21 protein-coding genes and 1 riboswitch are annotated in these 26,497 nt (G+C 62.4%); of the genes, 10 read left to right on the top strand and 11 right to left on the bottom strand.

All coding sequences use genetic code 11. From position 1 onward, the window contains the following. The first annotated feature begins 11 nt into the window (after positions 1–11). Both pth and ychF read left to right on the top strand, forming a co-directional pair. Positions 12–596 carry an aminoacyl-tRNA hydrolase gene (gene pth, locus UIB01_RS05055; RefSeq protein ID WP_038657466.1) on the top strand — a complete coding sequence of 195 codons (585 nt, stop codon included), beginning with the start codon at positions 12–14 and terminating at the stop codon, positions 594–596. A 24-nt stretch (positions 597–620) separates the two neighbouring features. Continuing rightward, positions 621–1,721 carry a redox-regulated ATPase YchF gene (gene ychF / locus UIB01_RS05050; protein WP_038657464.1) on the top strand — a complete coding sequence of 367 codons (1,101 nt, stop codon included), beginning with the start codon at positions 621–623 and terminating at the stop codon, positions 1,719–1,721. Between the two features lie 252 nt (positions 1,722–1,973). Here the strand turns inward: ychF and UIB01_RS05045 are convergent, their stop codons facing one another. The 4 genes from UIB01_RS05045 to UIB01_RS05030 all read right to left on the bottom strand — a co-directional run bounded on the left by UIB01_RS05045 (position 1,974) and on the right by UIB01_RS05030 (position 4,960). Continuing rightward, a complete protein-coding gene (locus UIB01_RS05045; protein ID WP_038657462.1) occupies positions 1,974–3,083 on the bottom strand; it encodes an NADH:flavin oxidoreductase in 1,110 nt (369 codons plus the stop codon). After that, complete coding sequence (locus UIB01_RS05040; protein WP_038657460.1) at positions 3,080–3,739, bottom strand: TetR/AcrR family transcriptional regulator; 660 nt, start codon at positions 3,737–3,739, stop codon at positions 3,080–3,082. The genes UIB01_RS05045 and UIB01_RS05040 overlap by 4 nt, the downstream gene beginning before the upstream one ends. A gap of 137 nt (positions 3,740–3,876) precedes the next feature. Then, positions 3,877–4,359: a glutathione peroxidase gene (locus tag UIB01_RS05035; protein WP_038657458.1), complete on the bottom strand. Its 483-nt coding sequence runs from the start codon at positions 4,357–4,359 to the stop codon at positions 3,877–3,879. 115 nt (positions 4,360–4,474) lie between these two features. Next, positions 4,475–4,960: an FKBP-type peptidyl-prolyl cis-trans isomerase gene (locus UIB01_RS05030; protein ID WP_003302716.1), complete on the bottom strand. Its 486-nt coding sequence runs from the start codon at positions 4,958–4,960 to the stop codon at positions 4,475–4,477. Between the two features lie 238 nt (positions 4,961–5,198). Between UIB01_RS05030 and UIB01_RS05025 the strand changes: the two genes are divergently transcribed. The 3 genes from UIB01_RS05025 to yihG all read left to right on the top strand — a co-directional run bounded on the left by UIB01_RS05025 (position 5,199) and on the right by yihG (position 9,683). Continuing rightward, positions 5,199–6,386 carry an acetate kinase gene (locus UIB01_RS05025; RefSeq protein WP_038657455.1) on the top strand — a complete coding sequence of 396 codons (1,188 nt, stop codon included), beginning with the start codon at positions 5,199–5,201 and terminating at the stop codon, positions 6,384–6,386. A 161-nt stretch (positions 6,387–6,547) separates the two neighbouring features. After that, on the top strand, positions 6,548–8,644 hold the full coding sequence (gene pta, locus UIB01_RS05020) for a phosphate acetyltransferase (protein WP_038657453.1): 2,097 nt from the start codon (positions 6,548–6,550) through the stop codon (positions 8,642–8,644). Between the two features lie 130 nt (positions 8,645–8,774). Continuing rightward, positions 8,775–9,683, top strand: coding sequence for a 1-acylglycerol-3-phosphate O-acyltransferase, YihG family (gene yihG / locus UIB01_RS05015; RefSeq protein WP_038657452.1), 909 nt, complete (start codon positions 8,775–8,777; stop codon positions 9,681–9,683). Positions 9,684–9,707: 24 nt separating this feature from the next. Here yihG and UIB01_RS05010 read toward each other — a convergent pair whose 3' ends face one another. The 6 genes from UIB01_RS05010 to UIB01_RS04985 form a co-directional block, all read right to left on the bottom strand. Further along, the gene (locus UIB01_RS05010; RefSeq protein ID WP_038665420.1) at positions 9,708–11,822 is read right to left on the bottom strand and encodes a two-component system response regulator; all 2,115 of its coding nucleotides are present in this window, start codon (positions 11,820–11,822) and stop codon (positions 9,708–9,710) included. A gap of 125 nt (positions 11,823–11,947) precedes the next feature. Next, positions 11,948–15,667: a CHASE domain-containing hybrid sensor histidine kinase/response regulator family protein gene (locus UIB01_RS05005; RefSeq protein ID WP_038657451.1), complete on the bottom strand. Its 3,720-nt coding sequence runs from the start codon at positions 15,665–15,667 to the stop codon at positions 11,948–11,950. Between the two features lie 149 nt (positions 15,668–15,816). Beyond that, positions 15,817–16,470: a YiaD family glycine zipper/OmpA-like lipoprotein gene (locus UIB01_RS05000; RefSeq protein WP_015277946.1), complete on the bottom strand. Its 654-nt coding sequence runs from the start codon at positions 16,468–16,470 to the stop codon at positions 15,817–15,819. 132 nt (positions 16,471–16,602) lie between these two features. After that, the gene (locus UIB01_RS04995) at positions 16,603–17,247 is read right to left on the bottom strand and encodes an MBL fold metallo-hydrolase (RefSeq protein WP_038657450.1); all 645 of its coding nucleotides are present in this window, start codon (positions 17,245–17,247) and stop codon (positions 16,603–16,605) included. Positions 17,248–17,458: 211 nt separating this feature from the next. Next, the gene (locus tag UIB01_RS04990; protein WP_038657448.1) at positions 17,459–19,144 is read right to left on the bottom strand and encodes a fatty acid--CoA ligase; all 1,686 of its coding nucleotides are present in this window, start codon (positions 19,142–19,144) and stop codon (positions 17,459–17,461) included. A 106-nt stretch (positions 19,145–19,250) separates the two neighbouring features. Then, positions 19,251–19,880 carry a LysE family translocator gene (locus tag UIB01_RS04985; RefSeq protein ID WP_038657446.1) on the bottom strand — a complete coding sequence of 210 codons (630 nt, stop codon included), beginning with the start codon at positions 19,878–19,880 and terminating at the stop codon, positions 19,251–19,253. Between the two features lie 68 nt (positions 19,881–19,948). Between UIB01_RS04985 and UIB01_RS04980 the strand changes: the two genes are divergently transcribed. The 4 genes from UIB01_RS04980 to UIB01_RS04965 all read left to right on the top strand — a co-directional run bounded on the left by UIB01_RS04980 (position 19,949) and on the right by UIB01_RS04965 (position 23,369). After that, positions 19,949–20,908, top strand: coding sequence for a 2-hydroxyacid dehydrogenase (locus UIB01_RS04980; protein WP_038657444.1), 960 nt, complete (start codon positions 19,949–19,951; stop codon positions 20,906–20,908). 84 nt (positions 20,909–20,992) lie between these two features. Further along, a complete protein-coding gene (locus UIB01_RS04975) occupies positions 20,993–21,991 on the top strand; it encodes a methyltransferase (RefSeq protein WP_038657442.1) in 999 nt (332 codons plus the stop codon). Positions 21,992–22,045: 54 nt separating this feature from the next. Next, a riboswitch (yybP-ykoY riboswitch) is annotated at positions 22,046–22,162 on the top strand. Positions 22,163–22,251: 89 nt separating this feature from the next. Continuing rightward, on the top strand, positions 22,252–22,839 hold the full coding sequence (locus tag UIB01_RS04970; protein WP_038657440.1) for a TMEM165/GDT1 family protein: 588 nt from the start codon (positions 22,252–22,254) through the stop codon (positions 22,837–22,839). Between the two features lie 86 nt (positions 22,840–22,925). Then, a complete protein-coding gene (locus UIB01_RS04965) occupies positions 22,926–23,369 on the top strand; it encodes an ester cyclase (protein WP_038657438.1) in 444 nt (147 codons plus the stop codon). 22 nt (positions 23,370–23,391) lie between these two features. On the opposite strand, the gene UIB01_RS04960 is transcribed toward UIB01_RS04965, so the two are convergent. Beyond that, complete coding sequence (locus UIB01_RS04960; RefSeq protein WP_038657437.1) at positions 23,392–24,210, bottom strand: M48 family metallopeptidase; 819 nt, start codon at positions 24,208–24,210, stop codon at positions 23,392–23,394. A 129-nt stretch (positions 24,211–24,339) separates the two neighbouring features. Between UIB01_RS04960 and UIB01_RS04955 the strand changes: the two genes are divergently transcribed. After that, entirely contained in the window at positions 24,340–26,469 is a 2,130-nt protein-coding gene (locus UIB01_RS04955; protein WP_038657436.1) for a methyl-accepting chemotaxis protein, read from the top strand. The last annotated feature ends 28 nt before the right edge of the window (positions 26,470–26,497 follow it).

Below are 26,497 nucleotides of genomic sequence, written 5' to 3'. Positions count from 1 at the left end.
AGGCCCCCGTCGTGACTGCCGTAAAACTGATCGTCGGCCTGGGAAATCCAGGCCCTGAATACGACCAGACCCGGCATAACGCGGGGGCTCTTTTCGTTGAGCGCCTGGCTGCCCGTGAAGGCGTCGCGCTCAGTAACGATCGCAAGTATTTCGGCCTGGTCGGCAAGCTCAGCCATCAGGGCGAAGATATCCGCCTTCTCATCCCCACTACCTACATGAACCGCAGCGGTCAGGCAGTGGCGGCATTGGCCGGCTTTTTCCGAATTCCCCCCGAGTCCATCCTGGTCGCCCATGATGAACTCGACATGCCCCCCGGCGTCGCCAAGCTCAAGCAGGGCGGCGGTCATGGCGGGCACAACGGGCTGCGCGACATCATCGCCAAGCTCGGCAATCAAAACAGCTTTCATCGCCTGCGCCTGGGTATCGGCCATCCGGGCCACGCCAGCCTAGTCAGCGGTTACGTGCTGGGGCGCGCGCCGCAGTCCGAGCGCGAAAAGCTCGACGCCAGCATCGACTTCGCGCTCGACGTCGTGCCGGAAATCCTGGCCGGCGACTGGACCCGTGCGATGCAGCGCCTGCACAGCCAGAAGGCCTGAACCTAACTCCGAGGCAAGATCACCATGGGATTCAATTGCGGCATCGTCGGTCTGCCCAACGTCGGCAAGTCCACTCTGTTCAACGCCCTGACCAAATCCGGCATCGCGGCGGAGAACTTCCCGTTCTGCACCATCGAGCCGAACAGTGGCATCGTGCCGATGCCCGATCCACGCCTCGACGCGCTGGCGGCGATCGTCAAGCCGGAGCGGGTGATCCCGACCACCATGGAGTTCGTCGACATCGCCGGCCTGGTCGCCGGTGCCTCGAAGGGTGAAGGCCTGGGCAACAAGTTTCTCGCCAACATCCGCGAGACCGATGCCATCGCCCACGTAGTGCGCTGCTTCGAAGACGAGAACGTCATCCACGTCGCCAACAGCGTCGACCCCAAGCGTGACATCGAGATCATCGATCTCGAACTGATCATGGCCGACCTCGACAGCTGCGAGAAGCAGCTGCAGCGCGTTACTCGTACCGCCAAAGGTGGTGACAAGGAGGCCGTGGCGCAGAAGGGTCTGCTGGAAAAGCTGATTCCGCACCTCACCGAAGGTAAACCGGCGCGCAGCCTGCTGAAGAGTTTCAGCGACGAGGAAAAGCGCCTGGCCAAGACCTTCCACCTGCTGACGACCAAGCCGGTGATGTACATCGCCAACGTCGCTGAAGACGGCTTCGAGAACAACCCGCTCCTGGATGTGGTCAACGCCATCGCCGAGGAAGAAGGCGCCATCGTCGTGCCGGTCTGCAACAAGATCGAAGCCGAGATCGCCGAACTGGACGATCTGGAAGAGATGCAGATGTTCCTGGAGACCATGGGCATGGAAGAGCCAGGCCTGAACCGTGTGATCCGTGCCGGTTACGAGCTGCTCAACCTGCAGACTTACTTCACCGCCGGGGTGAAGGAAGTCCGTGCCTGGACCGTCCGCATCGGCGCCACCGCTCCGCAGGCGGCAGCGGTGATTCATACCGATTTCGAGAAAGGCTTCATCCGCGCCGAAGTCATCGCTTATGACGACTTCATCGCCTACAAGGGCGAAGCCGGCGCCAAGGAAGCCGGCAAGTGGCGCCTGGAAGGCAAGGAATACATCGTCAAGGACGGCGATGTGATGCACTTCCGCTTCAACGTCTAACGCCTACCCCATCAAGCCCCTTGAGACAGCTGCCTCGGGGGCTGATGAGCTAATCGAATGGTACGGCCATGGCGCCGCCCTCACCAGCGCCCCCCGTCCTCAGCCCTTCTAGATCCGAGCCATCTGAAGGACCGCGACGTTTGGCTTGGGGCTCTCGGCCGCATGGACAGCCGATTCTCCTTCCTCGCGAGCCTACATACTCCAGTCTCGTCAAAAGGCAGGGGCAGGTCGCACCGGCTGTCCACTGCGCGGTCACGCCAGCGTCTTCAACGCTTCCCGGCTGAACGGCAGAATCTCCTCCATCCGCCCTTCACGCACCTTTACCGCCCAATCCGGATCGCAGATCAGGGCACGCCCCACCGCCACCAGATCGAACTCCTGCTTGTTCAAGCGCTCTAGCAGTCCTTCGATATTGGCCGGCTGCGCCACCTTGTCGGTCTTGACCATGAACTGCAGGAACTCGCCATCCAGGCCGACGCTACCGACGGTGATGGTCGGCTTGCCGGTCAGCTGACGGGTCCAGCCAGCGAGATTGAGCTCCGAGCCCTCGAACTCAGGCTCCCAGAACCGGCGCGTCGAGCAATGGAAGATATCCACACCAGCCGCTGAAAGCGGCGCAAGGAACTCACCCAGCTCTTCGGGCGACTGCACCAGTCGTGCGGTGTAGTCCTGCTGCTTCCACTGCGAGAAACGGAAGATGATCGGAAAGTCGGGGCCGACCGCCGCACGCACTGCTTGCACCAGTTCGATGGCGAAGCGCGAACGGTTGGCCAGGCTGCCGCCGTATTCGTCGGCACGCTGATTGCTGCCTTCCCAGAAGAACTGATCGATCAGGTAACCGTGGGCACCGTGGATTTCCAAGCCATCCATGCCAATCGCCTGGGCATCGCGGGCAGCCTGGGCGAACGCCTCGATCACGTCCTGGATGTCCTGCTTGGTCATGCCATGGACGACAACCTGCCCATCCTTCTGCTTTTCCATCGGGCCGTAGCCGACCACGTCCGGCTCCGGTTCGGTGCCCTTGCGGCGCACGTTACCGACGTGCCAGAGCTGCGGAACGACCTTGCCGCCGGCGGCATGTACCGCATCGACCACCGCTGTCCAGCCAGCCAGCGCATCTTCACCGTAAAAGCGCGGAACATGCGGATAGCCATTGGCGGCAGCGTGGCCAACCGTGGTGCCCTCGGTAATGATCAGCCCGACCCCGGAGGCGGCACGACGGCGGTAGTACTCGACCACATCGGCGGTCGGTACTCCATTGGGCGAGAACGAACGGGTCATCGGTGCCATGACCACTCGGGTCGGCAAACGGAGGGAGCCCAGCTCGAACGGCTGGAACAAGGCTTGTACGCTGGCGGTCATTGATCGACTCCTGTGGCATTGGTCAAGGCAACCGGGCGCTCACGCTCCGGCGAATAGGGTGCAGCTGGTGCCAACAGGCGTTGGAGCTGCTGGAAGAACACCTGCAACGGGGCAACGCTGCCGCTCACCTTCATGCGCAACAGTGCACCTTCCCAGGCATTACTTATGAATTCGGCCAACATCGGGCAATCGCAGCAGGAGGCGATCTCGCCAACGCTGCGCGCCTGCTCCAGGCAGGCGGCAAGCAGTTCGACGGATTGCGCCAGTATCGCGCTGAGCCGACTGGCGATGGGTGAGCACAACTCGGCCATCTCGAAACTCAGGCTGCCGATAAAGCAGTAGTACTCGGGCTTTTCCTTGCGGGCGAAGTGCGCAACGAGATCGGCGTAGTAGTCGAGTATCCGCTGCCGCGGCGAGGTTGCTGAGTTGCTCAACGCCGCCTGATAGCGCTCCAGCCGCGGCGCGTAGATGTAGTCCAGCGCCTGCAGGGCAAAGTCTTCCTTGCTGGCGAAGTAGTGATAGAACGAACCCTTGGGGATACCTGCTGCCTGGACGATCTCCTGTACACCTGTGCCGTGATAGCCACGGCGGGTCATCACCCGGGCGCCCTTTGCCAGGATCAGGTCGCGCTTGTCATTACGTGCTGGATTGCTCATGCGCCGAGAATATGACCGGTCGTCTCGTCGGCACAGCATCATCCATGGCGCTTATCCGGCGCCAACACGACAATGATGGATCAGGAACAGCAGCAGAGAGAGATGCGGCCGCAAGAGATGCGACCGCAGGCGGCCGATCAGGCCAACGCGCTTTCGATCGCCTGGGTCAAAGCAGCGTCGTCAGGGGCGGTTCGTGGCGAGAAACGCGCCAGTACACGACCATCCTTGCCGACGAGGAATTTCTCGAAGTTCCAGGTGATATCGCCTGGAAAATCGGCGCCTTCGCCAGCCAGCAAGCGATACAGCGGATGGCGCTGAGGACCGTTCACCTCCAGCTTGCCGCTCAACGGAAAGGTGACGCCGTAGTTGAGACTGCAGAACGAGCGGATCTCCTCGTCACTGCCCGGCTCCTGCGCCGCAAACTGATTGCATGGCACGCCCAGGACGCTGAATCCACGGGAACCGTACTGCTGCTGCAACCGTTCGAGGCCAGCGTATTGCGGCGTCAGCCCGCACTGCGAGGCGACATTGACCACCAGCGTGATCTGATCGCCGAACTGCGCCAACGGCAGTTCGTCACCGCCCAGGCCTGGCAACACCAATTGGTGGAATGCGCTCATGTAATCTCTCCTAACGAAAAAAACGCCCCGGCAGACGACCGGAGCGCTCTTCTTTCGATCAGCACAGCAGCCGTTCCTGCCGCTGTGCGTGCGGGCACCTACACGGCAGCCCGGATCAGTGGTGGTGACCACCCTCGCCATGGACGTGGCCGTGAGCCACTTCCTCTTCGCTGGCGTCACGCACATTTACAACCTTGACGTCGAAGTTCAGACGCTGGCCGGCCAGCGGGTGATTGCCATCGACGATCACGTCATCGCCTTCCACGTCGCGGATGGTAACGATCTGCATGCCGCCGTCCGGACCGGAGGCATGGAACTGCATGCCAACTTCCAGCTCGTCGACGCCTTCGAACATGGCGCGATTGAGGGTAGCGACCAGCTCCGGGCTGTACTCGCCGTAAGCGTCCTGCGGCTCGATGGCGACCTGAATCTGGTCACCGCCCTGCTTGCCCTCGAGAGCCTTTTCCAGGCCTGGAATGATGTTGCCTGCGCCGTGCAGGTAGACCAGCGGAGCGCCGCCGGCCGAGCTGTCGATCACCTCACCGGCGTCGTTGGTGAGTGTGTAGTCGATGGAGACAGCCTTGTTAGCGGCAATCAGCATGGGGCAGAACCTTTGCTTTAGAGAATGGATGTGGAAGTTTAACCATCCACTGCGCCGATTGCGAACCGACCTTGGATGAACGGACCGTTGCCGTTCGTCGAGTGTGACGCTCATGTAGTGCCATCGAACATGTGACTACAACCTTTGGATGGCATCGTTTTTATGGCCGATGTGCAAGAATCGGCGAAAAGTATCTTTGGCACCCATTTCAATAACATTAGAGAACCAAGGAGCACCGATGTCGGCTCGTAACATCCTGGTGATTAACTGTGGCAGCTCGTCGATCAAGTTCGCCCTGGTCAACGAAGCGCAAGCGACCTTCCCGCTACAAGGCCTGGCCGAATGCATCGGCAGCCCGGAGGCCGTCATCCACTTCGAGAGCGCCGCTGGCAAGGAAAGCGTTAAGGTGCCCAATGCCGATCATCAGGCTGCTCTGGCCCAGATCCTGCCGCGCGTGGAAGACGCCGCTGGCGGCCATCTAGATGGCATCGGTCACCGCGTCGTGCACGGCGGCGAGAAGTTCTTCGCCTCTTCGCTGCTCACCGACGAAACTCTGGCTGGCATCGAAGCCAACATCCAGCTGGCTCCGCTGCACAACCCGGCCAACCTCAGCGGTATCCATGCCGCAATCAACCTGTTCCCCGATCTGCCGCAGGTAGGCGTGTTCGACACCGCCTTCCACCAGACCATGCCGGAGCATGCCTACCGCTACGCCGTGCCGGATGTGCTCTACAAGGAGCATGGCGTACGCCGCTACGGCTTCCACGGCACCAGCCATCGCTATGTCAGCAAGCGCGCTGCCGAGCTGGCCGGTGTGCCGGTCGAGAACAGCAGCTGGCTGGTTGCCCATCTGGGCAATGGTTGCTCCACCTGCGCGGTAGTCAATGGCGAAAGCCGCGACACCAGCATGGGCCTTACTCCGCTCGAAGGCCTGGTGATGGGCACTCGCAGTGGCGATGTCGATCCGAGCCTGCACAATTTCCTGAACAAGACGCTGGGCTGGGACCTGCCCAAGATCGACAACATGCTGAACAAGGAAAGCGGCCTGAAGGGGCTTTCCGGCCTGTCCAACGACATGCGCACCCTGGCTGATGCCCGTAACGCCGGCCATCCAGGCGCGGTGCTGGCCTTCGAAGTGTTCTGCTACCGCCTGGCCAAGTCGCTGGCCGCCATGTCCTGCGCCCTGCCGCAGCTGGATGGCCTGGTCTTCACCGGCGGTATCGGTGAAAACTCGTCGGCGGTGCGCGAGCGCACCCTGGAACACCTCAAACTGTTCCGCTTCAAGCTCGACGCCGAAGCCAACGCCCGTTGTACCCGTGGCGTTGCTGGCGAGATCCAGGCCGAGGGCAGCCCACGCGTCATGGTCGTGCCGACCAACGAGGAGCGCCAGATCGCCCTCGACACGCTGGCCCTGCTGGACGCCTGAGCCGACACAGGCAGCGACTTGAAGACCCGACAGCCCACGGCCGTCGGGTCTTTGCACATGAGCGCCGCGGCAATCAGGCAGTTTTCACCCCGGCACAAGTGCCCTAGCCTTGCCGTCGCCCAGCACCGTTATCCCGAGCACCCTGCCCTCAAGGAGATGCCATGCACACAATCTTCCTCGCCCCTACCGGTTTCGGCGGCGGCCTCAACTCCATCAGCCTCGGCCTGATCCGTGCGCTGGAAAGCGCTGGGCTGAAGGTCGGCTTCTTCAAGCCGATCGCGCAACCCTTCCCCGTCGACCAGGGCCGCGAGCGCTCCTGCATCCTCGTCGAACGAACGCTGAACCTGAAGTCGCCCGAGCCCCTGCCACTGGAGCAGGTCGAGCGCCAGCTTGCCGATGGCGAGATCGACCTGCTGCTCGAGGACGTGATCAGCCGCTACCAGCAGGTCGCCGCCGGCAAGGACGTGGTCATTGTCGAAGGCATGGTGCCAACCCGCGAATCGAACTACACCCAGCGCATCAATACCCAGCTGGCCAAGAGCCTGGATGCCGAAGTCATTCTGATCGCCGCCCAGGGCAATGACAGCCTCAAGCGCCTGGCCGAACGCATCGAGATTCAGGCGCAGCTGTACGGCGGCGCCAAGGATCCCAAGGTGCTCGGCGTCATACTCAACAAGGTCAAGACCGAAGAAGGCCTGCCGGCATACATCGACAGCCTCAAGCAGCACCTGCCACTGCTGGGCAGTGCCGACTTCCAGCTGCTCGGTGCGATTCCATTCGCCGAAGAACTCAATGCGCTGCGTACGCGCGACATAGCCGAGCTGCTTGGCGCCCAGGTGCTTAACGCCGGCGAATCCGATCAGCGCCGCGTCAACAAGATCGTGCTGTGCGCCCGCGCAGTGCCGAACACCGTACAGTTGCTGCAGTCCGGCGTACTGGTCGTCACCCCTGGCGACCGCGACGACATCATCCTTGCCGCCAGCCTGGCCTCGCTCAATGGCGAAAAACTCGCCGGGCTGCTGCTGTGCAGCGACTTCACGCCGGACCCACGCATTCTCGAACTGTGCAAAGCCGCGCTCGATGGTGGCCTGCCGGTGATGACGGTTCAGACCAACTCCTACGACACGGCGAACAACCTGTTCGGCCTGAACAAGGAAACCCCGTCGGACGACATCGAGCGCGCCAGCCGGGTGACCGACTTCATCGCCAAGCACCTGCACCCTGAATTTCTGCACACCCGTTGCAGCGTGCCGCGTGGTGAGCTACGCATGTCGCCGGCGGCGTTCCGCTACCAGCTGGTCAAGCGTGCCCAGGATGCCAACAAGCGCATCGTACTGCCGGAAGGCAACGAGCCGCGCACCATCCGCGCCGCCGCGATCTGCCAGGAGCGAGGCATCGCTCGCTGCGTGCTACTGGCCAAGCCGGAAGAAGTCCAGCAGGTTGCCCGCGAGCAAGGCATCACCCTGCCGGGCAGCCTGGAGATTCTCGACCCGGACAGCATCGCCAATCGCTACGTCGAGCCGATGTGCGAGATGCGCAAGGCCAAGGGCCTGACTCCGGAGGATGCGCGCGAACAGCTGAAGGACACCGTCGTTCTTGGCACCATGATGCTGGCTCTGGACGAAGTGGACGGCCTGGTTTCCGGGGCCGTGCACACCACAGCCAACACCATCCGCCCTGCCCTGCAGCTGATCAAGACCGCTCCGGGCTATAGCCTGGTGTCCTCGGTGTTCTTCATGTTGCTGCCGGATCAGGTACTGGTCTATGGCGACTGCGCGGTGAACCCGAACCCGAGCGCCACCGAACTGGCCGAAATCGCCTTGCAGAGCGCCGAATCCGCCGTCGCACTGGGCGTCAACCCGCGCGTGGCGATGATCAGCTACTCCACTGGCAGCTCCGGCAGCGGTGCGGAAGTCGAGAAAGTCGCCGAAGCCACCCGCATCGCCCAGGAGCGCGCTCCTGAGCTGCCGATCGATGGCCCGCTGCAGTACGACGCCGCCTCCGTGCTCAGTGTCGGCAAGCAGAAGGCGCCGAACAGCAAGGTCGCCGGCCAGGCCACCGTGTTCATCTTCCCCGACCTGAACACCGGCAACACCACCTATAAGGCCGTTCAGCGCAACGCCAACTGCCTCAGCGTCGGCCCGATGCTGCAAGGTCTGGCCAAGCCGGTAAACGACCTGTCCCGCGGCGCGCTGGTGGATGACATCGTCTTCACCATCGCCCTGACCGCCCTGCAGGCCGCCAACCAGAAGGGCTGACATCAGCCACCACTGATACCGTCGCGCCTTTGGCGCCGACGGTATCAGCCTTCCATTCTCTCGATAGTTGCAGTTCAGCGCATAATCGCTACTCTTGGCGCCTCGAATCAGCCGTATCGATGAGAATTTCATGCTGAGCTTCCTCCCCGCTCCACTGCGCGGCAGCCTCGCCGCCCTGATGCTGGCACTCAATACCCTGTTCTGGTGCTGGCCGCTGTTCGCCCTGTCGCTGCTCAAACTGGCGCTTCCCATTCCAGCAGTGCAACGCAGCCTGCGCTTCGGCATGCACTGGATCGCCGAGTCCTGGATCGCGATGAACAGCTTCTGGATGGATCTGGTTCGCCCGATCCGCTGGGACGTGCAGGGGCTGGATCAGGTCGACATGCATCACTCCTACTTGGTGACCAGCAACCACCAGAGCTGGGCGGATATCCTCGTGCTGCAGTACCAGCTCAACCGGCGCATGCCGTTCCTCAAGTTCTTCCTCAAGCAGGAGCTGATCTGGGTTCCGGTGATCGGCCTGTGCTGGTGGGCGCTGGAATTCCCGTTCATGAAGCGCTTCAGCAAGGAGTACCTGGCCAAGTACCCGGAGAAACGCGGTGAGGACCTGGCGACCACGCGCAAGGCTTGCGAGCGCTATCGGACCAATCCGGTTTCGGTGTTCAACTTCCTCGAAGGCACGCGCTTTACCGAGGGTAAGCACACCGAGCAGGCCTCACCGTACCGCTACCTACTGAAGCCCCGAGCCGGCGGCATTGCCTTCGTCATTGACGCCATGGGCGAACAGCTGACAGCGCTGATCAATATCACCATCCACTACCCCGACGGCCGCCCGAGCTTCTGGGATCTGCTTGCCGGCAACATTCATCAGGTGGTGGTGCGGGTTCAGGCGCAGCCGGTCCCGGCAGAGTTCATCGGCAGAAACTATGACCAGGACGAAGCGTACCGGCTGGCGCTCCAGCAGTGGGTAAACGAACTCTGGAGCGAAAAGGACACGCAGCTGGCGCAGCTGCATGAGCAGTTCCCCGTGCAGCATTGAGTGACACCACGCCGCTCGGCGGGGCTACCAGCTGAGCTGTGAAGGAAACGCGCCGGCCTGTTCGGCGCTTACCGCAGGGGAAACCAGAAAGCCCTGCATGACATCGCAACCGTTCGCTATCAGCCAGTCGCGCTGCGCGACGGTTTCAACACCCTCAGCTACCACCTCCAGCTCCAGGTTGCGTCCCAGATCGATGATGGTGCTGACGACCGCCGCATCACGCGGGGAATCCAGCATATTGGCGATGAACAGTCGGTCGATCTTCAGCGTATCCAGCTCGAAATGCCGCAGATAGGCCAGGGATGAATAACCGGTGCCGAAGTCGTCGATCGCCACCCGTACGCCAAGATTGCGAAGCTGGCGCAGCTTGTCGCAACTTTGCTCAAGGTCCTGCATCAGCGTTCCCTCGGTGACTTCAAGCTCCAGCTGGGCCGGGTTGAGCTTGTATTCATCGAGCAGCCGCCGAAGCGAATCGAACAGGCCGGCACGGCTGAACTGCACCGGACTGACATTCAGGCTGAGAATCAGATCGGCACCAAACGATGGCATCCATTGGCCGTACTGGTTCATGCCTTCACGCAGCACCCAGTCACCGACTCGTTCGATAAGACGCGTCTCCTCCAGCAATGGAATGAACACGCCGGGCGTGTTTTCGCCAGCATCGCCCTGCGGCCAGCGCAGCAAGCCTTCGAAGCCTCTGAGCTTGCCGCTGGCGAGCATGACCTGCGGCTGGTAAAGCAGCTCGAAATCGTTGCGTTCGGTGGCGCTGCGCAGGTTCTCCTCCATCATCAGCCGGGCATGCGCCCGCTCATTCATGTCGCTGGAAAAGAAGCGGTATTGCCGGCGGCCGGCACGCTTGGCCTCATACATGGCCATGTCCGCCGAGCGCAGCAGTTGGTCGACGCTGACCCCACAGTCGGGGAAATGCGCAATGCCGATACTGGCGCCAAGTGTCACCTCGGTGCCGTCGACTTTGTGTCGCACCGAAATCAGCTCGATCAGCTTTTCGGCTACCCGTGCCGCGTCTTCGGGATGATCCAGAGAATCCAGTAGCGCGGTGAATTCATCCCCGCCCATACGCGCGATGATGTCGTAGGGGCGCATGCAGGTTTCCAGCAGACGCGCCACCTTGCAGAGGATTTCGTCGCCTGCATCGTGGCCGAGAGAATCGTTGATGCGCTTGAAGCCATCCAGATCGATATAAAGGATCGCCATGCGTTTGCCGTTGCGGTCGACCCGCGCCAGCGAGGACTCCAGCGCCTGATGGAAACCGCGCCGATTGAGCAAGCCGGTCAGCGAATCGGTGACCGCTTGCGTCTCCAGCTGAACGTGCAGGTTGCGCACCACCGACATGTCCAGTGCGATCACCACCATCGAGCGTTGCTGGCGCGGCAGTGGTGAACTCGACAGCGCCACCGGCAGCGGCATGCCCTTGGCAGTGTGCAGCTGCGCCTCATGCAGGCGGTACGTCGAGCCGCTGCGCCAATAGCGATAGAAGTCCGACTCATGCCAACTGGGCGGCATTTCCGGTGCTGCCAGATGTGAAAGCAGCGGCGTACCCTGTAGATCTTCGACGCGACGGTGCAGCATTCCGGCGATGGCCGGATTGGCAAAGCTGATGTAGCCGTCCTCGCCGACCACCAGAATCCCTTCCGCCGCATTGCTCAGCACCGAGGCGTTAAAGGCGCGGGCACTGTCAAGTTGCTGGGTGAGCAGTTGTAGATCACGGCGATTGTGCTCATGGGCGAGCAAGGTGTTGATCTTGTGTTTGAGTACCTGCGGGTCGAACGGCTTGAGAATGAAGTCCACCGCTCCAGTGGCGTAGCCGCGCAGCACAGAATCACGGGTATGCGCGATTGCCGAAACGAAGATGATCGGCGTGTAGCGCGTATGCGGGCTGCCGCGCATCAGCCTGGCGACCTCGAAGCCATCCATGCCAGGCATCTGCACATCCAGCAGCACCAGCTCGACATCCAGCTCCAGCAGCGCCTTGAGCGCCGCTTCGCCGGAATTGACCGTATGCACCTGCCAGTCGCCGTCACCCAGCAGCGCTTCCATCGCCACCAGATTAGCTTCGCGGTCATCCACCACCAGCAGCGTACGACTGCGGGACCTGGGCTTAAGCTGCGTTTGCATTATTCGCCGATCTCCAAGCCATCCAAGCCGAAATTCCGGCAACGTGCGCCTCTCGAAGCAAGCACGCTTCGAATGCCGGATAGACTGATTACCGCCATGGCACTGTCTTGTTCAGCCTGCACCAACTGTTACTCCTTTCCCGCCTCGTCCATATCTGATAGCAGCTCCAGCCAGCGTCCTAGCAGCTCACGCAGGGCGGTCGCTTCGACCGGTTTGACCAGCACCTCATCGGCACCAGCAGCGATACACCGTTCGCGTGCCCCCTCATCGTTAGCACCTACCAGCGCTACGATCGGAACCTTACAGTCAAGCTCCGACTTGAGCCGTCGCGCCAACTCCGGACCTTCCGCGCCGGGCAGCCCCATGTCCAGCACTACCAGATCGAAGGCATCCTCGTCGAAACGCTGCAATGCCTCTTCGACACTGGTCGCCGGCACCACGTGCAAGCCCAGCTCATCCAGCAGAGCGGTGAGCGAGTAGATCAACCGCACATCTTCATCGACCAGCAGCACACGTTGACCAGGGGCAGCGAACTGCAGCGAAGCTGCGGCACTCGGGGCAGGCGCCGCAGGCTCCGGACGTATCAGCGCGCCAAGACGCTCGATCGCTTCCTCCTTGGACAGCTCAGTTGCCGAATAGCGTCGCAAGCGCTGCAACTCGCTTTCCGACAGTGGCTCGCGACTGTTCACCAGCACCGTGACGCCCTGCAGCGAACGCAGGCGTTCCAAGGCATCCAGCAAATCCAGCCCGTGGTCGTCGCCCAGCTCGCTATCCACCACCACGACAGAAAACGCCTGCTCGGCATAGGCCAGCCGCGCGCTATCGCCCGTCGCGGCCAGCGTGACGCTGTAACCGAGCCGCTCGAAGTAATCACGGATCAGAACCCGGCGCCGCGGATCGGTTTCCACCAGCAGCAGACGCAGCGGGTTGTGTTCGTGCCGTGCCAGTTCGATGAAGATGCGCTCCAGCTCGGCCTGGGCGACCGGCTTGACCAGATAGCGCGAGCCATTGTCGTGCCAGTCATGCGGTTGCGGTACGCAGGAAATGATGATCACCGGCATGCCTTGGTGGCGCTCGTCACCGCGCAACTCGCGGTGGATCTGCCAGCCGCTGATATCCGGCAACAGAATGTCGAGGATCACCGCGGCAAAATGCTCGCGTCTCAGCGCTTCGAGCCCCTGCTCGCCGGTGTTGCAGATCAGGCTGGTGAAGCCATGGCTCTGCCCAACTTCGGCCACCACAGAGGCGAAATCCGTATCATCTTCGATGATCAACAGGCCCGGGCCACGGCCACGCCGCTGCGGTTGAAGCTGAAGCGGCGCCGGTTCCGCGGCGCCGGATGTCGAGGCGATCGGCAATACAACAGTAAACGTCGCACCCTGGCCCAACTCACTGTCAACGGTCACCTGCCCGCCCAACACTTCCACCAACTGACGGGTTATCGCCAGCCCCAGCCCGGTTCCGCCGTAATGACGGCTGATCGAACCATCGATCTGCTGGAACGCCTGGAAAATCCGCTCGTGCTGATCCTTGGCGATGCCGATGCCGCTATCGCGCACCTGCAGCTGCAGCGCCTGGGTCGCGCCATCGTCGAGGGAGCGGCAGCTCACCAGCAGTTCCACCTCGCCCTGCTCGGTAAACTTCAACGCATTGGTCAGCAGGTTACGCAGGATCTGCTGCAGCCGTGCGCGATCGGAATTCAGCGTAAGCGGCACATCGGGATCGACGACAACCTTCAGCTGCAGCCCTTTCTGCTCGGCCATCGGCCGGAGCGATATCTCCTGCTCGGTGAGGAGTTCGCGCAGGTTCAACGGCTCCAGCTTGAGCTGCATGTGGCCGGATTCGATCTTGGCAAGATCCAGCACATCGTTGATCAGCTGCAGCAGTTCATGGCCGGCGCGGTGAATGATGTCGGCATGCCGAACCTGTTTCTCGTTGAGGTTGCCCGCACTGTTCTGCCGCAGCTGATCGCTGAGAATCAGAATGCTGTTGAGCGGTGTGCGCAGCTCATGGGACATGTTGGCGAGAAATTCGGACTTGTAGCGGTTGGCCACGGCCAACTGATCGGCCTGATCACGCAGGCGGCGCTCAGCAGCCTTGCGATGGCTGATATCGATGATTACCGCCTGAACCAGCTGCTCGTCACCACTGCGCATGGGTGACAGACCGATTTCCACTGGCAGCGCACTGCCGTCACGGTGACGCCCGAACAGCTCGCGGTTGCCGCCCATCCGCCGCGGTTCGGGGTGCTCGGCATAGCCCTGACGCAGACCACGATGCGCCTCCCGCAGCGCTTCAGGCAGCAACAGCTCCACGGGCTGGCCGAGCAGCTCCTGGCGGGTGTAGCCGAACAGAAGCTCGGTCTGCCGGTTGACCATGACGATATCGCCGCGGCTGTCGACCAGCGCGAACGCGTTGGGAGACGCCTCGACGACATTGCGGAAACGCTCCTCGTCTCGTTTGCGCGCCTGAAGATCGAGCAGGTTCAGCACGTAATACAGCGCATCGTCATGGCTGAAGCTGGTCAGGCTGACCGCGACCGGTATCGGATTGCCATTGTCACGCTGGGCCTGCAACTCGAGCTGGCTGGTTTCACGCAGCTGCCCGAGGATTTGCTCCCCCAGTACTCCGGGAACGTAGCGGCTCACCCGCTCGCCAGCCAGTAGATCCGGGCTGCTACCCAGCAGTTGTCCGGCACTCTGGTTAGCCAACTCGATGCGACCGCCGGCATTGCAGAGCAACGTCGCTACCGGCAACTGTTCGATCAACTGGCGAAAACGCGCCTCTCGTTCCTGCAACTGCAGGCTGAGCGCCTGACTACTACGCAGTGCGCGCTCGCGCAAATACAGGTAGCCACCTATCAGCAGAGAGAACAGAGCCGCAGCGGTAAGCGCGGCCGCCAGGCTAAACGCCCGGTTGTTGTCACGCAGCACGGCCTCGTATTCCGGCGTGCTCGCTACCTGCAGCTGCCAGCTACGGCCATACATGTAGATGTTGCGAATGCGCTGGAACCTGGCGTTGGCACTGACCGGTGCTCGCCCCGCAAGCAGCGGCGAATCAGGATTGGCGGCATCGAACAGCTGAAGCTGCAGCATCCGGCTGCGCGAACCCAGAATGCCTTCCATCAGGTCGGTCAGGCGGAACGCACCGTGCAAGGTCCCGATGAAAGCGCGCTGACGCTCTTCCTCGGTGGTAACCGGCGCTGCCGCAGCATAGATAGGAAAGAACAGCAGTACGCCAACCTGAACGTTCTGCTCGGTTTCCTGTTTGAGCCGCAACGGCCCGGTGAGTACCGGATTGCCACTATTGCGCGTGCTGATGATCGCTTCACGACGGGTGGCCTCGCTGAACAAGTCGAAGCCAAGCACCCGCCGGTTACGCCAATCAGTGGGGTGGATGTAATCGGTCACGACGTACTCTTCGCGATCACCCAGCGGGTACATACGGAAGCGCTCGCGGCCAGAGCTACGGATCTGCTCGATGATGGCGTTCAGGGTTTTCGGGGTCGCATAGCGCGCCAGCGCAACGGCTTGGATGCCGGGATAGAAGTCCTGCAGCTGCAGCTGGTCTGCCGCGCGCGCCCAATCGTCCGCTGTTACTTCGTCGCTGCCCGCCACTACACCGGCAAGCCCACGCAGAACCATCTCGTAGGCACGCATCCGCTCGCGAAGGGTGTGCTCGATATCATCGACAGCGAAGGTGAAGCGCTGCTCCTGTTCGACCTTGCTGCGCTGCTCCTGGACGTGCCATTGCCAGCCAATCCATCCACCCAGCCCCGCCATCAGGGCCAGTGCGACCAGTAATGGCAACCAGGACCTGCGGGAATGGAGAGCGGGACGATCATCCATTCGACCTCCTCTGTGCCACTACTGGCGTGCTATCCAATGTCAGATTCGAATAGCGCAGAGAGGTTCAATGGGGAAAAAGGATTAGCGGATTGATGGCGTCTGTTTTTCGTCAACCGCGGGACCATTGCAGTCCCGCAGTCTATTAGCGATTACAACGGCCGCAGGTTGATCTCGACGCGGCGGTTTTGCGCCCGGCCGGCAGCAGTATCGTTGCTGGCAATCGGCTGGCTTGGACCTGCACCGTAGGAGGAAATCCGCGCAGGCGCCACGCCGTTGGAAACCAGGTAGGAGGCCACGCTCTGCGCGCGACGGTTGGACAGGTCCTGATTCAGCTGGAGCGAGCCGGTGCTGTCGGTATGGCCAACGATATCGACGCCGTTCTTGTTGAACTCCTTGAAGACCTGTACCAGCGAGTTCAGCGTCGGATAGAAGCTACTGGAGATATCTGCCGAGTTGCTGGCAAAGGTAATGTTGCCTGGCATGATCAGAGTGAGATTATCGCCGTTGCGCTGAACCTGAACGCCGGTGCCCTGCAGCGTCTGACGCAGCTTCGCTTCCTGAGTATCGACATAGTAGCCATAGCCACCGCCGGCAGCGCCACCGACTGCGGCACCGATCAGGGCACCCTTGGTACGGTCCTTCTTGCTAGAAGTAGCCGCACCGATGACCGCACCGCTGACGGCACCGATCCCGCCATAAACGCCCGCCTTGCCGGCCTGCTGTTCGCCGGTATAGGGATTGGTGGTACAACCGACCAGCAGCGCAACGCCCGCAGCCAGAGCGGTCATGTTCAGCATTTTCATAGGTACTTCCTTCTCTCGTCAGTTACCAGGGCACGGTTCCAGGAGTACGGCCCTGAATGCCGCGCTAGATTACCATCGCCCACCGGTAAGGATAGGAACCGTGCTACAGAACCGGTCCAACGGCTCGGCGCATCAGGCACGCACAAAGGGGTTCTCGCGCATTTCGTCGCCCAATCGCGTATCCGCGCCATGGCCGGTGACGACGGTGGCATCCTCATCGAGCGTGTAGAGGCGCTGCTTGATGGAACACTCGATACTGGGGTAATCGCCGCCCCACAGGTCCGTGCGGCCGATGCCTCGGCGAAACAGCGTATCGCCAGCGATCAGCAGTTTGGCATCGGCGAACCAGAAGCTCATCGAGCCTGGGGTATGCCCCGGCGTGTGCAGCGCCACGCCACAGCCACAGGCCAGCTCCTCGTCATCGGCAAGCCATTGGTCCGGCGCAGGCACCGGCGTATAGGGCACACCGAACATCCGGCACTGCATCTCCAGATTGTCCCAGAGAAACTGATCGGCCTTATGCAGATGCAGCGTCGCGCCTGTCTGCTCCTTAATCTTGCCGGAGGCCAGAAAGTGATCCAGATGCGCATGCGTATGGATGATGCTCACCACCTTCAGGCCATGAGCCTCGAGGCGCGCCATGATCAGCTCAGGATCGCCACCCGGGTCGACCACGATGGCTTTCTTGCTGACAGGATCGCCGATGATCGTGCAGTTGCACTGCAAAGGGCCGACGGGGAAGGTTTCGCGAATCAACATCGGTTGGGTGGCAGCCATGACGTCCCTCGGGTGCTTGGCAATCTCTCGCTGCGCGGGCGCGCAGGGAAGGCAGCTTGCCGAGTGGGCCGGCTTCAGGCAACTGCCCGGATCGACAGCGATTGCCCGCCGCGACGGTTCAGGCCGATCGCGGCGGTGATCACCTGGTATCAGGCGCCCGGCATTTCCGGGAACGGACGCTACCGGGCGTTTAGCCGATACACGACCTCGTTTAGCTGAGCGAGGTCTGCTCGTCGCTCCCCTCTTTCTGCCAACCCGCGATCTCAGCGCGGATGCGCTTCTTATCGAGCTTGCCGACGCTGGTCTTGGGAATCTCGCTAACCACGGCGATCTGCTGCGGGATCGCCCACTTGTTGATATGCCCCTCGACCACCGCCGGCTCAAGGAAGGTCTGCAAGTCGGCAGCGCTCAGTTCGCGACCTTCGCCCAGTACCACCAGCGCGAAGGGCCGTTCACCCCAGCGCTCGTCCGGCACGCCGACAACCGCTACGTCGCGCACCGCTTCGTGACGACTGATCAGTCCTTCGAGGGTCAGTGAAGACAGCCACTCGCCGCCGGTCTTGATCACATCCTTGATGCGGTCTCGGATCTCGATATTGGCCATCTCGTCGATCACCGCGACGTCGCCGGTGTGCAGCCAGCCATCAGCCCACAGCTCTTCGCTCTTCTCCGGCTCGTTGTAATAGCCCTGGGTCAGCCAGGGTGCACGCAGCACCAGCTCGCCCTGGGAGCTTCCATCCGCCGGCAGGAAGCTGCCATCCGCCGCCTGGATCGCCGCATCGACCAGTACCACCGGCACGCCGGCCTTGAGGTGGAAAGTGCTGCGGGTATCCTCGTCGGCTTCGAGCAACTCATCATTGATGTGCGCACCGGAGATCAGCGGGCAGGTCTCGGACATGCCATACGCGGCGATCAGGTTCATACCGGACGCCTTGGCCTGGTCATACAACCCGCGGGTCAGTGCACTGCCGCCAATGGTGATCTTCCAGCCCTTGAAATCGGTGCCCTGGGCCGCTTTGGCATTGAGCAGCATCTGCACGATGGTCGGCACGCAATGGGAGAAGGTCACCTGCTCACGACGCCATAGGTCGATCAGGTACTCGGGATCGTAACGCCCGGGATAGACCTGCTTGAGGCCGAGCATGGTGGCGACGTAGGGCAAACCCCAGGCATGCACATGGAACATCGGCGTGATCGGCATGTAGACGTCGTCCGAGCCCATCAGCCGAGGATTCTCCCGGCAACCGACGGTGACTGCGGCAGCCAGGGTATGCAGCACCAGCTGACGATGGGTGAAGTAGACGCCCTTGGGGTTGCCGGTGGTGCCGGTGGTGTAGAAGGTCGTGGCAACCGAGTCCTCGTCGAAATCGGGAAAGTCGTAGCTCGGCTCGGCGGCGGCCAGGAGACTTTCGTACTCGCCGACGCAATCCGGCAGGCCGGCGTCGTGCACGTCGCCATCGGTGAGCAGCAGCGTCTTCTGCACGGTTGTCAGCTGCCCGGCAATCGCCTGATACAACGGCACGAATTCACTGTTGACCAGCACGAAGCGGTCGTCGGCATGGTTCATGGTGTAGAGGATCTGGTCCGGCGAGAGCCGCACGTTGATGGTATGCACCACGGCACCGATCATCGGGATGGCGAACATGCATTCCAGATATCGGTGACTGTCCCAGTCCATCACCGCCACGGTGTCGCCTGCCTTGACGCCGGCTGCGGTCAGCACGTTGGCCAACCGCGCGACACGTTGATTCAAGGTGCGGTAGTCGTAACGCAGCTGGTCACGGTAGACGATCTCGCGGGTGCGCTCGTAACGCACGCCGGAGAGCAGCAGGCGCTTGATCAGCAGGGGATACTGGTAGGCGTTCGCCGCGGGCTTGATGACACGGGTCTGCAGCATGAGGGGCGTCCTGTTCTTGTTGGAGTTCTAAACAGCACTCTAGAGCGTCCGCCCCCACGCAAAATCAGTCCAAAGGATTATTTTCCGCGCACCTCGTTTCAGCGTGTTAACCGATCTCGCTTACCGCCAGGCGCACGCCAAGTCCGATCAGCACGGCGCCGGTCAGCCGGTCGAACCAGTGGCCCATTCGCGCAAAGCCAGCCCGCACGCGGCCTCGGCTGAACAGCCAGGCCACCAGCAGGAACCACAGCGCGGTGGCACCGGCGAGATAGACGCCGTAGCCGGCCTGCACCAGCAGCGGCGTATCGGGGTTGATCACGACGGTGAATAGCGAAAGGAAGAACAGCGTCGCCTTGGGGTTCAGGCCATTGGTGACGAAGCCGACGACGAACGCCTGCCAGCGTGAGCGATCCGACGTTGTGCCGTCCTCGTCTGCCGTATCCAGGCTCATGGGTCGTGCACGCAGCGCGCGCCAGCCGAGGTAGAGCAGATAGCCGGCCGCAAGCCACTTGAAGAGGTTGAACAGCACAATCGACTGCGAGACGATCAGGCCGATGCCGAGCAGGGAATAGGCAACGTGGACGAATATCCCGCAGCCGACACCTAGCGCCGTCCAGCTTCCGACACGGCGGCCCTGAGTCACGCTTTCGCGGACCACCACCGCGAAATCCGGTCCGGGGCTGGCCACCGCGAGCAGATGCACCAGAGCCACGGTCATAAATTCCATCCAGTACACAATTCATTATCCACGCAATGCCGGGTTTCATTGTCGATCAGCCCCGGCTTCTTCGAAAGGTACAGTTGATGTCCAGTCGCGCCGTTTTCCTCGATCTTTCTCCGCTCGAACAAGGCGACCTCGATCTGACCCCACTGCACAGCGCGTTCAGTGAACTCGTCTGTCACGAGCAAAGCACAGCGGATCAGATTGTCGAACGCCTGCAAGGCGCGCAGGTGGCCATCGTCAACAAGGTCGCGCTGAATGCAGACACCCTGGCGGCGTGTCCCGATCTCAAGCTGATCCTGGTCTCCGCCACAGGGGTCAACAACATCGACCTGCAGGCTGCCGGCGAGCGCGGCATCGTCGTCTGCAACTGCCAGGCCTACGGCACCCCTACCGTCGCCCAGCACACTTTGATGCTGCTGCTGGCACTGGCCACGCGCCTGCCCGACTACCAGGCGGCAGTCGCCCGCGGTCGTTGGCAGGAAAGCGGGCAGTTCTGCCTGCTGGACTTTCCCATCGTCGAGCTGGAAGGCAAGACCCTCGGCTTGCTCGGCCATGGCGAACTCGGCAGTGCCGTGTCGCGGCTGGCCGAGGCGTTCGGCATGCGCGTGCTGGTCGGCAATCTGCCGGGACGGCCGAGGCGTCCGGAACGCCTGGATCTGGACGATCTGCTGCCACAGGTGGATGCACTGACCCTGCATTGCCCGCTGACGGAACAAACGCGCAATCTGATCGGTGCGCATGAGTTGCAATTGATGAAGCCGAACGCGTTCCTGATCAACGCCGCTCGTGGTGGCCTGGTCGACGAACAGGCATTGGCCGATGCCCTGCGCCGCGGCCACCTGGGTGGCGCCGCCACAGACGTGCTGACCAGCGAACCGCCACGCGACGATAACCCGCTGCTGGCTCCGGACCTGCCACGCCTGATCATCACCCCGCACAGCGCCTGGGGCAGCCGCGAGGCGCGCCAGCGCATCGTCGGCCAACTCGCCGAGAACGCAGCAGCCTTCTTCGCCGGAGCACCAATTCGTCAAGTGAACTGAGCACTGGCCTGGGCTGCAGCGCAGTCAGCTTGCGAGGAAACGCCCATAGCCCCTAAGCTCCCCGACTTTTTCCGGGAGACGCCGATGGACCCTCGAAGCGAAGTGCTGCTGCGCCAGGCCGAGCTGTTTCAAGGCCGGCTGCTGCTGGCCGGTCTGCCCGCCGACGATCTGCTCGGCCAGCTTCCCGCCGCTAGCGGTTGGAGCTGGCATGCCGGCGAGCTGCAAACGCTGGAAAGACGCTTCAATGGACGCTGCAGCTTTGGCGTCGCTCCACCGCCGGGCGAGTTCGACGCTGCCGTCCTATTTCTGCCGAAATCCCGCGAACTGACCGACTACCTGCTACAGGCGCTGGCGACGCGCCTCGCCGGGCGTCCGTTGTATCTGGTCGGGGAAAAACGCGCCGGCATCGAACGCGCCGCGAAACAACTGGCAAGGCTCGGCCGGTCCCGCAAACTCGACAGCGCGCGCCACTGCCAGCTCTGGCAGGTCGAGATCGAACAGACACCGGCCGCCCCGCAGCTCGACGCACTGGCGCACCACTTCACGCTGGAGCTGGAAGACGGACCGCTGCAGGTGATCAGCCTGCCAGGGGTATTCAGTCACGGGCGACTCGACGTCGGCAGCGCCCTGCTACTTGAATACCTCGACAATCTACCCGGTGGGCGGGTACTCGATTTCGGCTGCGGCGCCGGCATTCTCGGCGCCACGCTCAAACGCCGTTATCCACAAAGCGAGCTGGTGTTGCTGGACGTCGACGCCTTCGCCGTCGAGAGCAGTCGCCGGACGCTCGCCGCCAACGGGCTCGAAGCTGAAGTGATTGCCGGCGATGGCATCGACGCCGCACCTCGGCAACTAACGGCTATCGTCAGCAACCCACCATTCCACCAAGGTGTGCACACAAGCTATCAGGCCAGCGAAACGCTGATCGAACGCGCGTCCGAGCACCTGGTCAGCGGTGGTGAGCTACGTTTGGTAGCCAACGCATTTCTCCGCTATCCGCCACTGATCGAGCAGCATCTCGGTGCCTGCCAGACCATCATCGAGCGCAACGGCTTCCGTATCTATCGTGCCGTGCGTGCATGACACCGGCGAGCGGCGGTTGCACTGACTCACCGGTTGCGGCAAACTCGCCGCCGTCCTTGGGGGAGTAGTCTCCGACGAGCGCCCTGCTCGTCCGGCATGCGTCAACATACTTGGTCCGCAGACCATGGCGCATGCGACCGGCCAGCGCGTCACGATACGCCAGGCCAGGTTTGACAAGACCCATGACATGTACACCTGACCGGGCGGGCAGGCTGCGCATGTCATGGTGAATCTGTCGACCCGCCCTAAAGGAATGCCGCTTGGAATCGTTTTTCGTCCCTACTCTGATCGTTGCTCTCGCCGAAATCGGCGACAAGACGCAGCTGCTCGCGCTGTTGCTGGCCGCGCGCTATCGGCGGCCATGGCCAATCATCTGTGGCATCGTCGTCGCCACGCTGGCCAACCATGCCGCTGCAGGAGCGGTCGGCAGCTGGGTATCGAGCCTGCTCTCGCCGGTGGCGCTGAGCTGGATACTGGCGGCAAGCTTCGCCGCCGTCGCGCTGTGGACCCTGGTGCCGGACAAACTGGATGACGACGATGCCAAGCTGGGCCGCCCCTACGGTCCCTTCGTCGCGACGACCATCGCCTTCTTCATTGCCGAGATGGGCGACAAGACTCAGGTCGCCACAGTGATGCTCGCCGCGCAGTACCCGGAATTCATCCTGGTCATTCTCGGCACCACGGTAGGCATGCTGCTGGCCAATGTCCCCGTGGTACTGATCAGTCATTTCGCCGCCGACCGGCTGCCTTTGACGCTGATCCGCCGGGTCGCAGCGGCCGGCTTCGCCGCACTCGCGCTTTACGCCGTCTATCAGGCGCTGACCATGGGCACGATTGTCTCAGGCTGATACCCAGCGCAAATCTGCGCAACCGGGGAGCTGATAGAGTGCGCTACCGCAGCGCACCATCAGCGCCCCCGAGGAGATCAGGCTGCATGTCAGCGGATGGACGCAAGAAACGAGTCTGCAACCATATCGATCTGAGCTGGAACAAGGGTCGCCTGGCCCTCTCCGAACAGATGCAGAGCAAATATTTCGCCTACAAGGGCTCACTCATCGGCCAACCGCTGAACAGCGCAGGCTTTGCCGAGCTGGTGCGCAATGTGCGCACCGCCATGCCGGATCTGGAAGTGGTGGTGGATGAGTGCATCTGCGAGGGCCACAAGGTGGTCACCTCGAGCACGGTGATGGGAACCCTGGCGACGCCGCTGTTCGGCTATTCGGTCACCGACAAGATTCTCGCGATTGCCGCCATGAGCGTCTGGACGCTGAACCCGGCCGGCGACATCGAGGAAATCTACACGCTCGTCGACCTCGAAGGCGTGCATCAGCAACTGGGCATCGAGACGCCCCTTTCGACATTGCTGTCGCCGGCCTGAGCGGCCGGCGACAAGTCATCGCTCAGCGGCCGCTACGGGCCTGCTCGTAGAGCGGCATCACCTTAGGAATGTTCGCCTTCAGCGCCGCGGTACGGGTGGAAGACGACGGGTGCGTGCTCATGAACTCAGGCGGTGCCGAGCCGCCGGCCGACCCCATCTTTTCCCATAGCGTGATCGCCGCATTCGGGTTGTAACCCGCGCGCGCTGCCAGTTCGAGACCGATGAGGTCTGCTTCGTTTTCGTTGCCGCGGCTGTTGGGCAGGGTCATCAGGTACTCGACGCCCATGTTGGCCAGTTGCAGCCCACCGGTGCCAACGCCCATGGCCGAACCCACCTGAGTCGCCATCTGCACGCCGTAGGCCTTGGACATGGCTTCACGCCCGTGCTCGCGCAATGCGTGAGCGATCTCGTGCCCCATGACTGCCGCGATCTCGTCGTCGGTGAGCTTCAGCTTCTCGATCAGTCCCGTATAGAAGATGATCTTGCCGCCCGGGCCACAGTTGGCATTGAGCTCCGGGCTGTCGATGACGTTGACCTCCCAGTCCCACTGCGCGGCATCCGGCCGGAACACCGGCACCTTGGCGATCAGCCGCTGGGCAATGCCGTTGACCCGTTTGGAGATCGCACTGTTCTTCTCCAGTACGCCTTTGCTCGATGCCGCACTGAGCGTCTCCTGGTAGGACTGGGCGTACATCTGGTTGACCTGCTCGGTCGACAGCATGCTGAACATGTACTGCTTACGTTCGACCCCCACGGCACCACCGCTGGTGGTGTTGACGGCCTGACAGCCGGCCAGCGCGGTGGCGGCGATCAGCATGGATAACGTGCGCGGCTTGAACATCGAGTCTCTCCGGAAAACCTGCGCCGTATCCTAGATCGGCACCAGCGGTCAGGCAACCGGCCGCCCCGCTGCAGTTGTCGCAAAACCTGCCGATAACCTGGCTATCCGCTGCGCAACTGGAGTACCGCCATGTTCCGATCCATCCAGACCGCCTTCGCCGCATTGGCCGGTGCTTGCACCCTGGCCGTCATCGCGGCGCTATTGCTCTATGCGATGGCGTCGGGCATGCGCAGCCAAGCGCTGGTCGAAGAGCGTACCCGCACGCTGATCGACAGCATGGTCGAGCAGCGCGTCACGGCCCTGGCTCAGGCGCAGGTCAACCGCATCCAGGCACAACTGCAGGCGCCCCTGCAGATCGCCACAGGCCTCGCGAGGGTACATACGCTCACCGGCCTGACCGGCGACGATGGCATGCCGATGGCCAACCTCAGGCGCGAGGAGTTGATCAATCTGGCACGCCAGACTTTGATCGAGAACCCCAATCTCACCAGTACCTATATCGCCTGGGAACCCAACGGCGTGGATGCCAATGACCTGATGTATCGCGGCGATGAGCCGGGCATGTTCGACGGCCGCTTCGCCAGCTGGATATACCGCGACAGCAGCGGCCAACTGAAGGTCGATCGCCTCACTGACATCGAGGACACCAAACTGCTCGATACCGGCGTACGCGCCGGTGAGTACTATCTGTGCCCGCGCGAGCGGCTCAAGCCGTGCGTCGGCGACCCTGCCCCGTACGAAATGAACGGCGAGACATACCTGCTGTCCTCGTTCAATGCGCCGATTCTGGTTGACGGTCAATTCCATGGAATCGTGGGCGCTGATATCAGCGTCGACTTTATCCAGCAACTGCTAAGCGATGCCAATGCACAGCTCTACGGCGGTGCGGGCGAGATCGCGCTGATCTCGAACAATGGGCGATTGGCTGCCTATAGCAGCGACAAGAGCCTGATCGGCAAGCCCGCTGCGCAGATCCTCGACGCCGAGGAACAGACGCTGGTCCAGCGTTTGCCAGCCGGTCAGACCCACTATCAGATCGACCAGGCGAATGGCCATGTCGCGCTATTCCTGCCCTTTTCCTTTGACGGCACCGACGCCCGCTGGGTGCTGATGCTGGAGTTACCGATCGCCGAGGTGATGAAGGATCTGGATCAACTGATGGCGGCACTCGGGAAGGAAAGCCGCGACAACCTGGCCACCATGCTGATCATCGGCGTGGTTATCGCTTTTGTCGGTCTGCTGGCTATCTGGATGATCAGTAGACGCATCACCCGCCCACTGCGCGACATGGTGGTGATGCTGGACAACATAGGCCAGGGCGAAGGCGACCTGACCCAGCGCCTGCACATCGACAGCCGCAACGAGCTCGGCCAGATCGCTACAGGCTTCAATACCTTCCTCACGCGCCTGCAGGGCATGATCGGCGAGGTCGTCGGCTCGGTGCAGAAGGTCAGCGATGCGTCCGAGCACACTGCCGATATCGCCATCCGTACCGACAAGGGTGTGCAGACGCAGCTGGCCGAGATCGAGCTAGTCGCCACCGCCGTGCACGAGATGACCGCAACGGCGCAGGATGTCGCGCGCAATGCAACCCAGGCCGCAGAAGCTGCCAACCATGCCGACCGGGCAGCCAATCAGGGCCGGCACATCGTTCAGGATACCGGCGCCACCATCACCGAGCTGGCCGGCGAAATTGGTCGTGCCGTGGACGTGGTCCAGACCCTGGCACGCGACAGCGAGAACATCGACGCCATTCTGGTGACCATACGCAATATCGCCGAGCAGACCAACCTGCTGGCGCTGAATGCCGCGATCGAGGCTGCCCGAGCTGGGGAGCAAGGCCGCGGTTTCGCGGTGGTGGCCGACGAGGTGCGCAACCTGGCGCAGAAGACACAACAGGCGACCGGCGAGATCCAGCAGATGATCCAGCAGTTGCAAGGCGGCACCCGCGATGTCGTGCAGGTGATGGAACAGAGCCAGAACCGCACGCAACGCAGCGTCGAACAGGCCGATGCCGCTGCCGAAGCGCTGCAGGCGATCACTCAGGCGGTCTCACTGATCAACGACATGAACAATCAGATCGCCAGCGCCGCCGAGGAGCAGAGTGCCGTAGCCGAAGACATCAACCGCAACGTCACCAACATCGGCCAGGTCGCTCAGCAGGTAGCTGCCGGTGCCGACGAGGCCAGCCAGGCCAGCGCCGGGCTGACGCGTCTGGCTGAGCAGCAGCGCCGACTGATCAACCAGTTCAGAGTCTGAACGGCCCAGCGCACTCTCGACTTGCTCG

The organism is Stutzerimonas decontaminans (assembly GCF_000661915.1).
Lineage (GTDB): Bacteria > Pseudomonadota > Gammaproteobacteria > Pseudomonadales > Pseudomonadaceae > Stutzerimonas > Stutzerimonas decontaminans.
The sequence above is the reverse complement of the archived record's forward strand: the minus strand, read 5'-3'. Positions and strand labels throughout refer to the sequence as shown.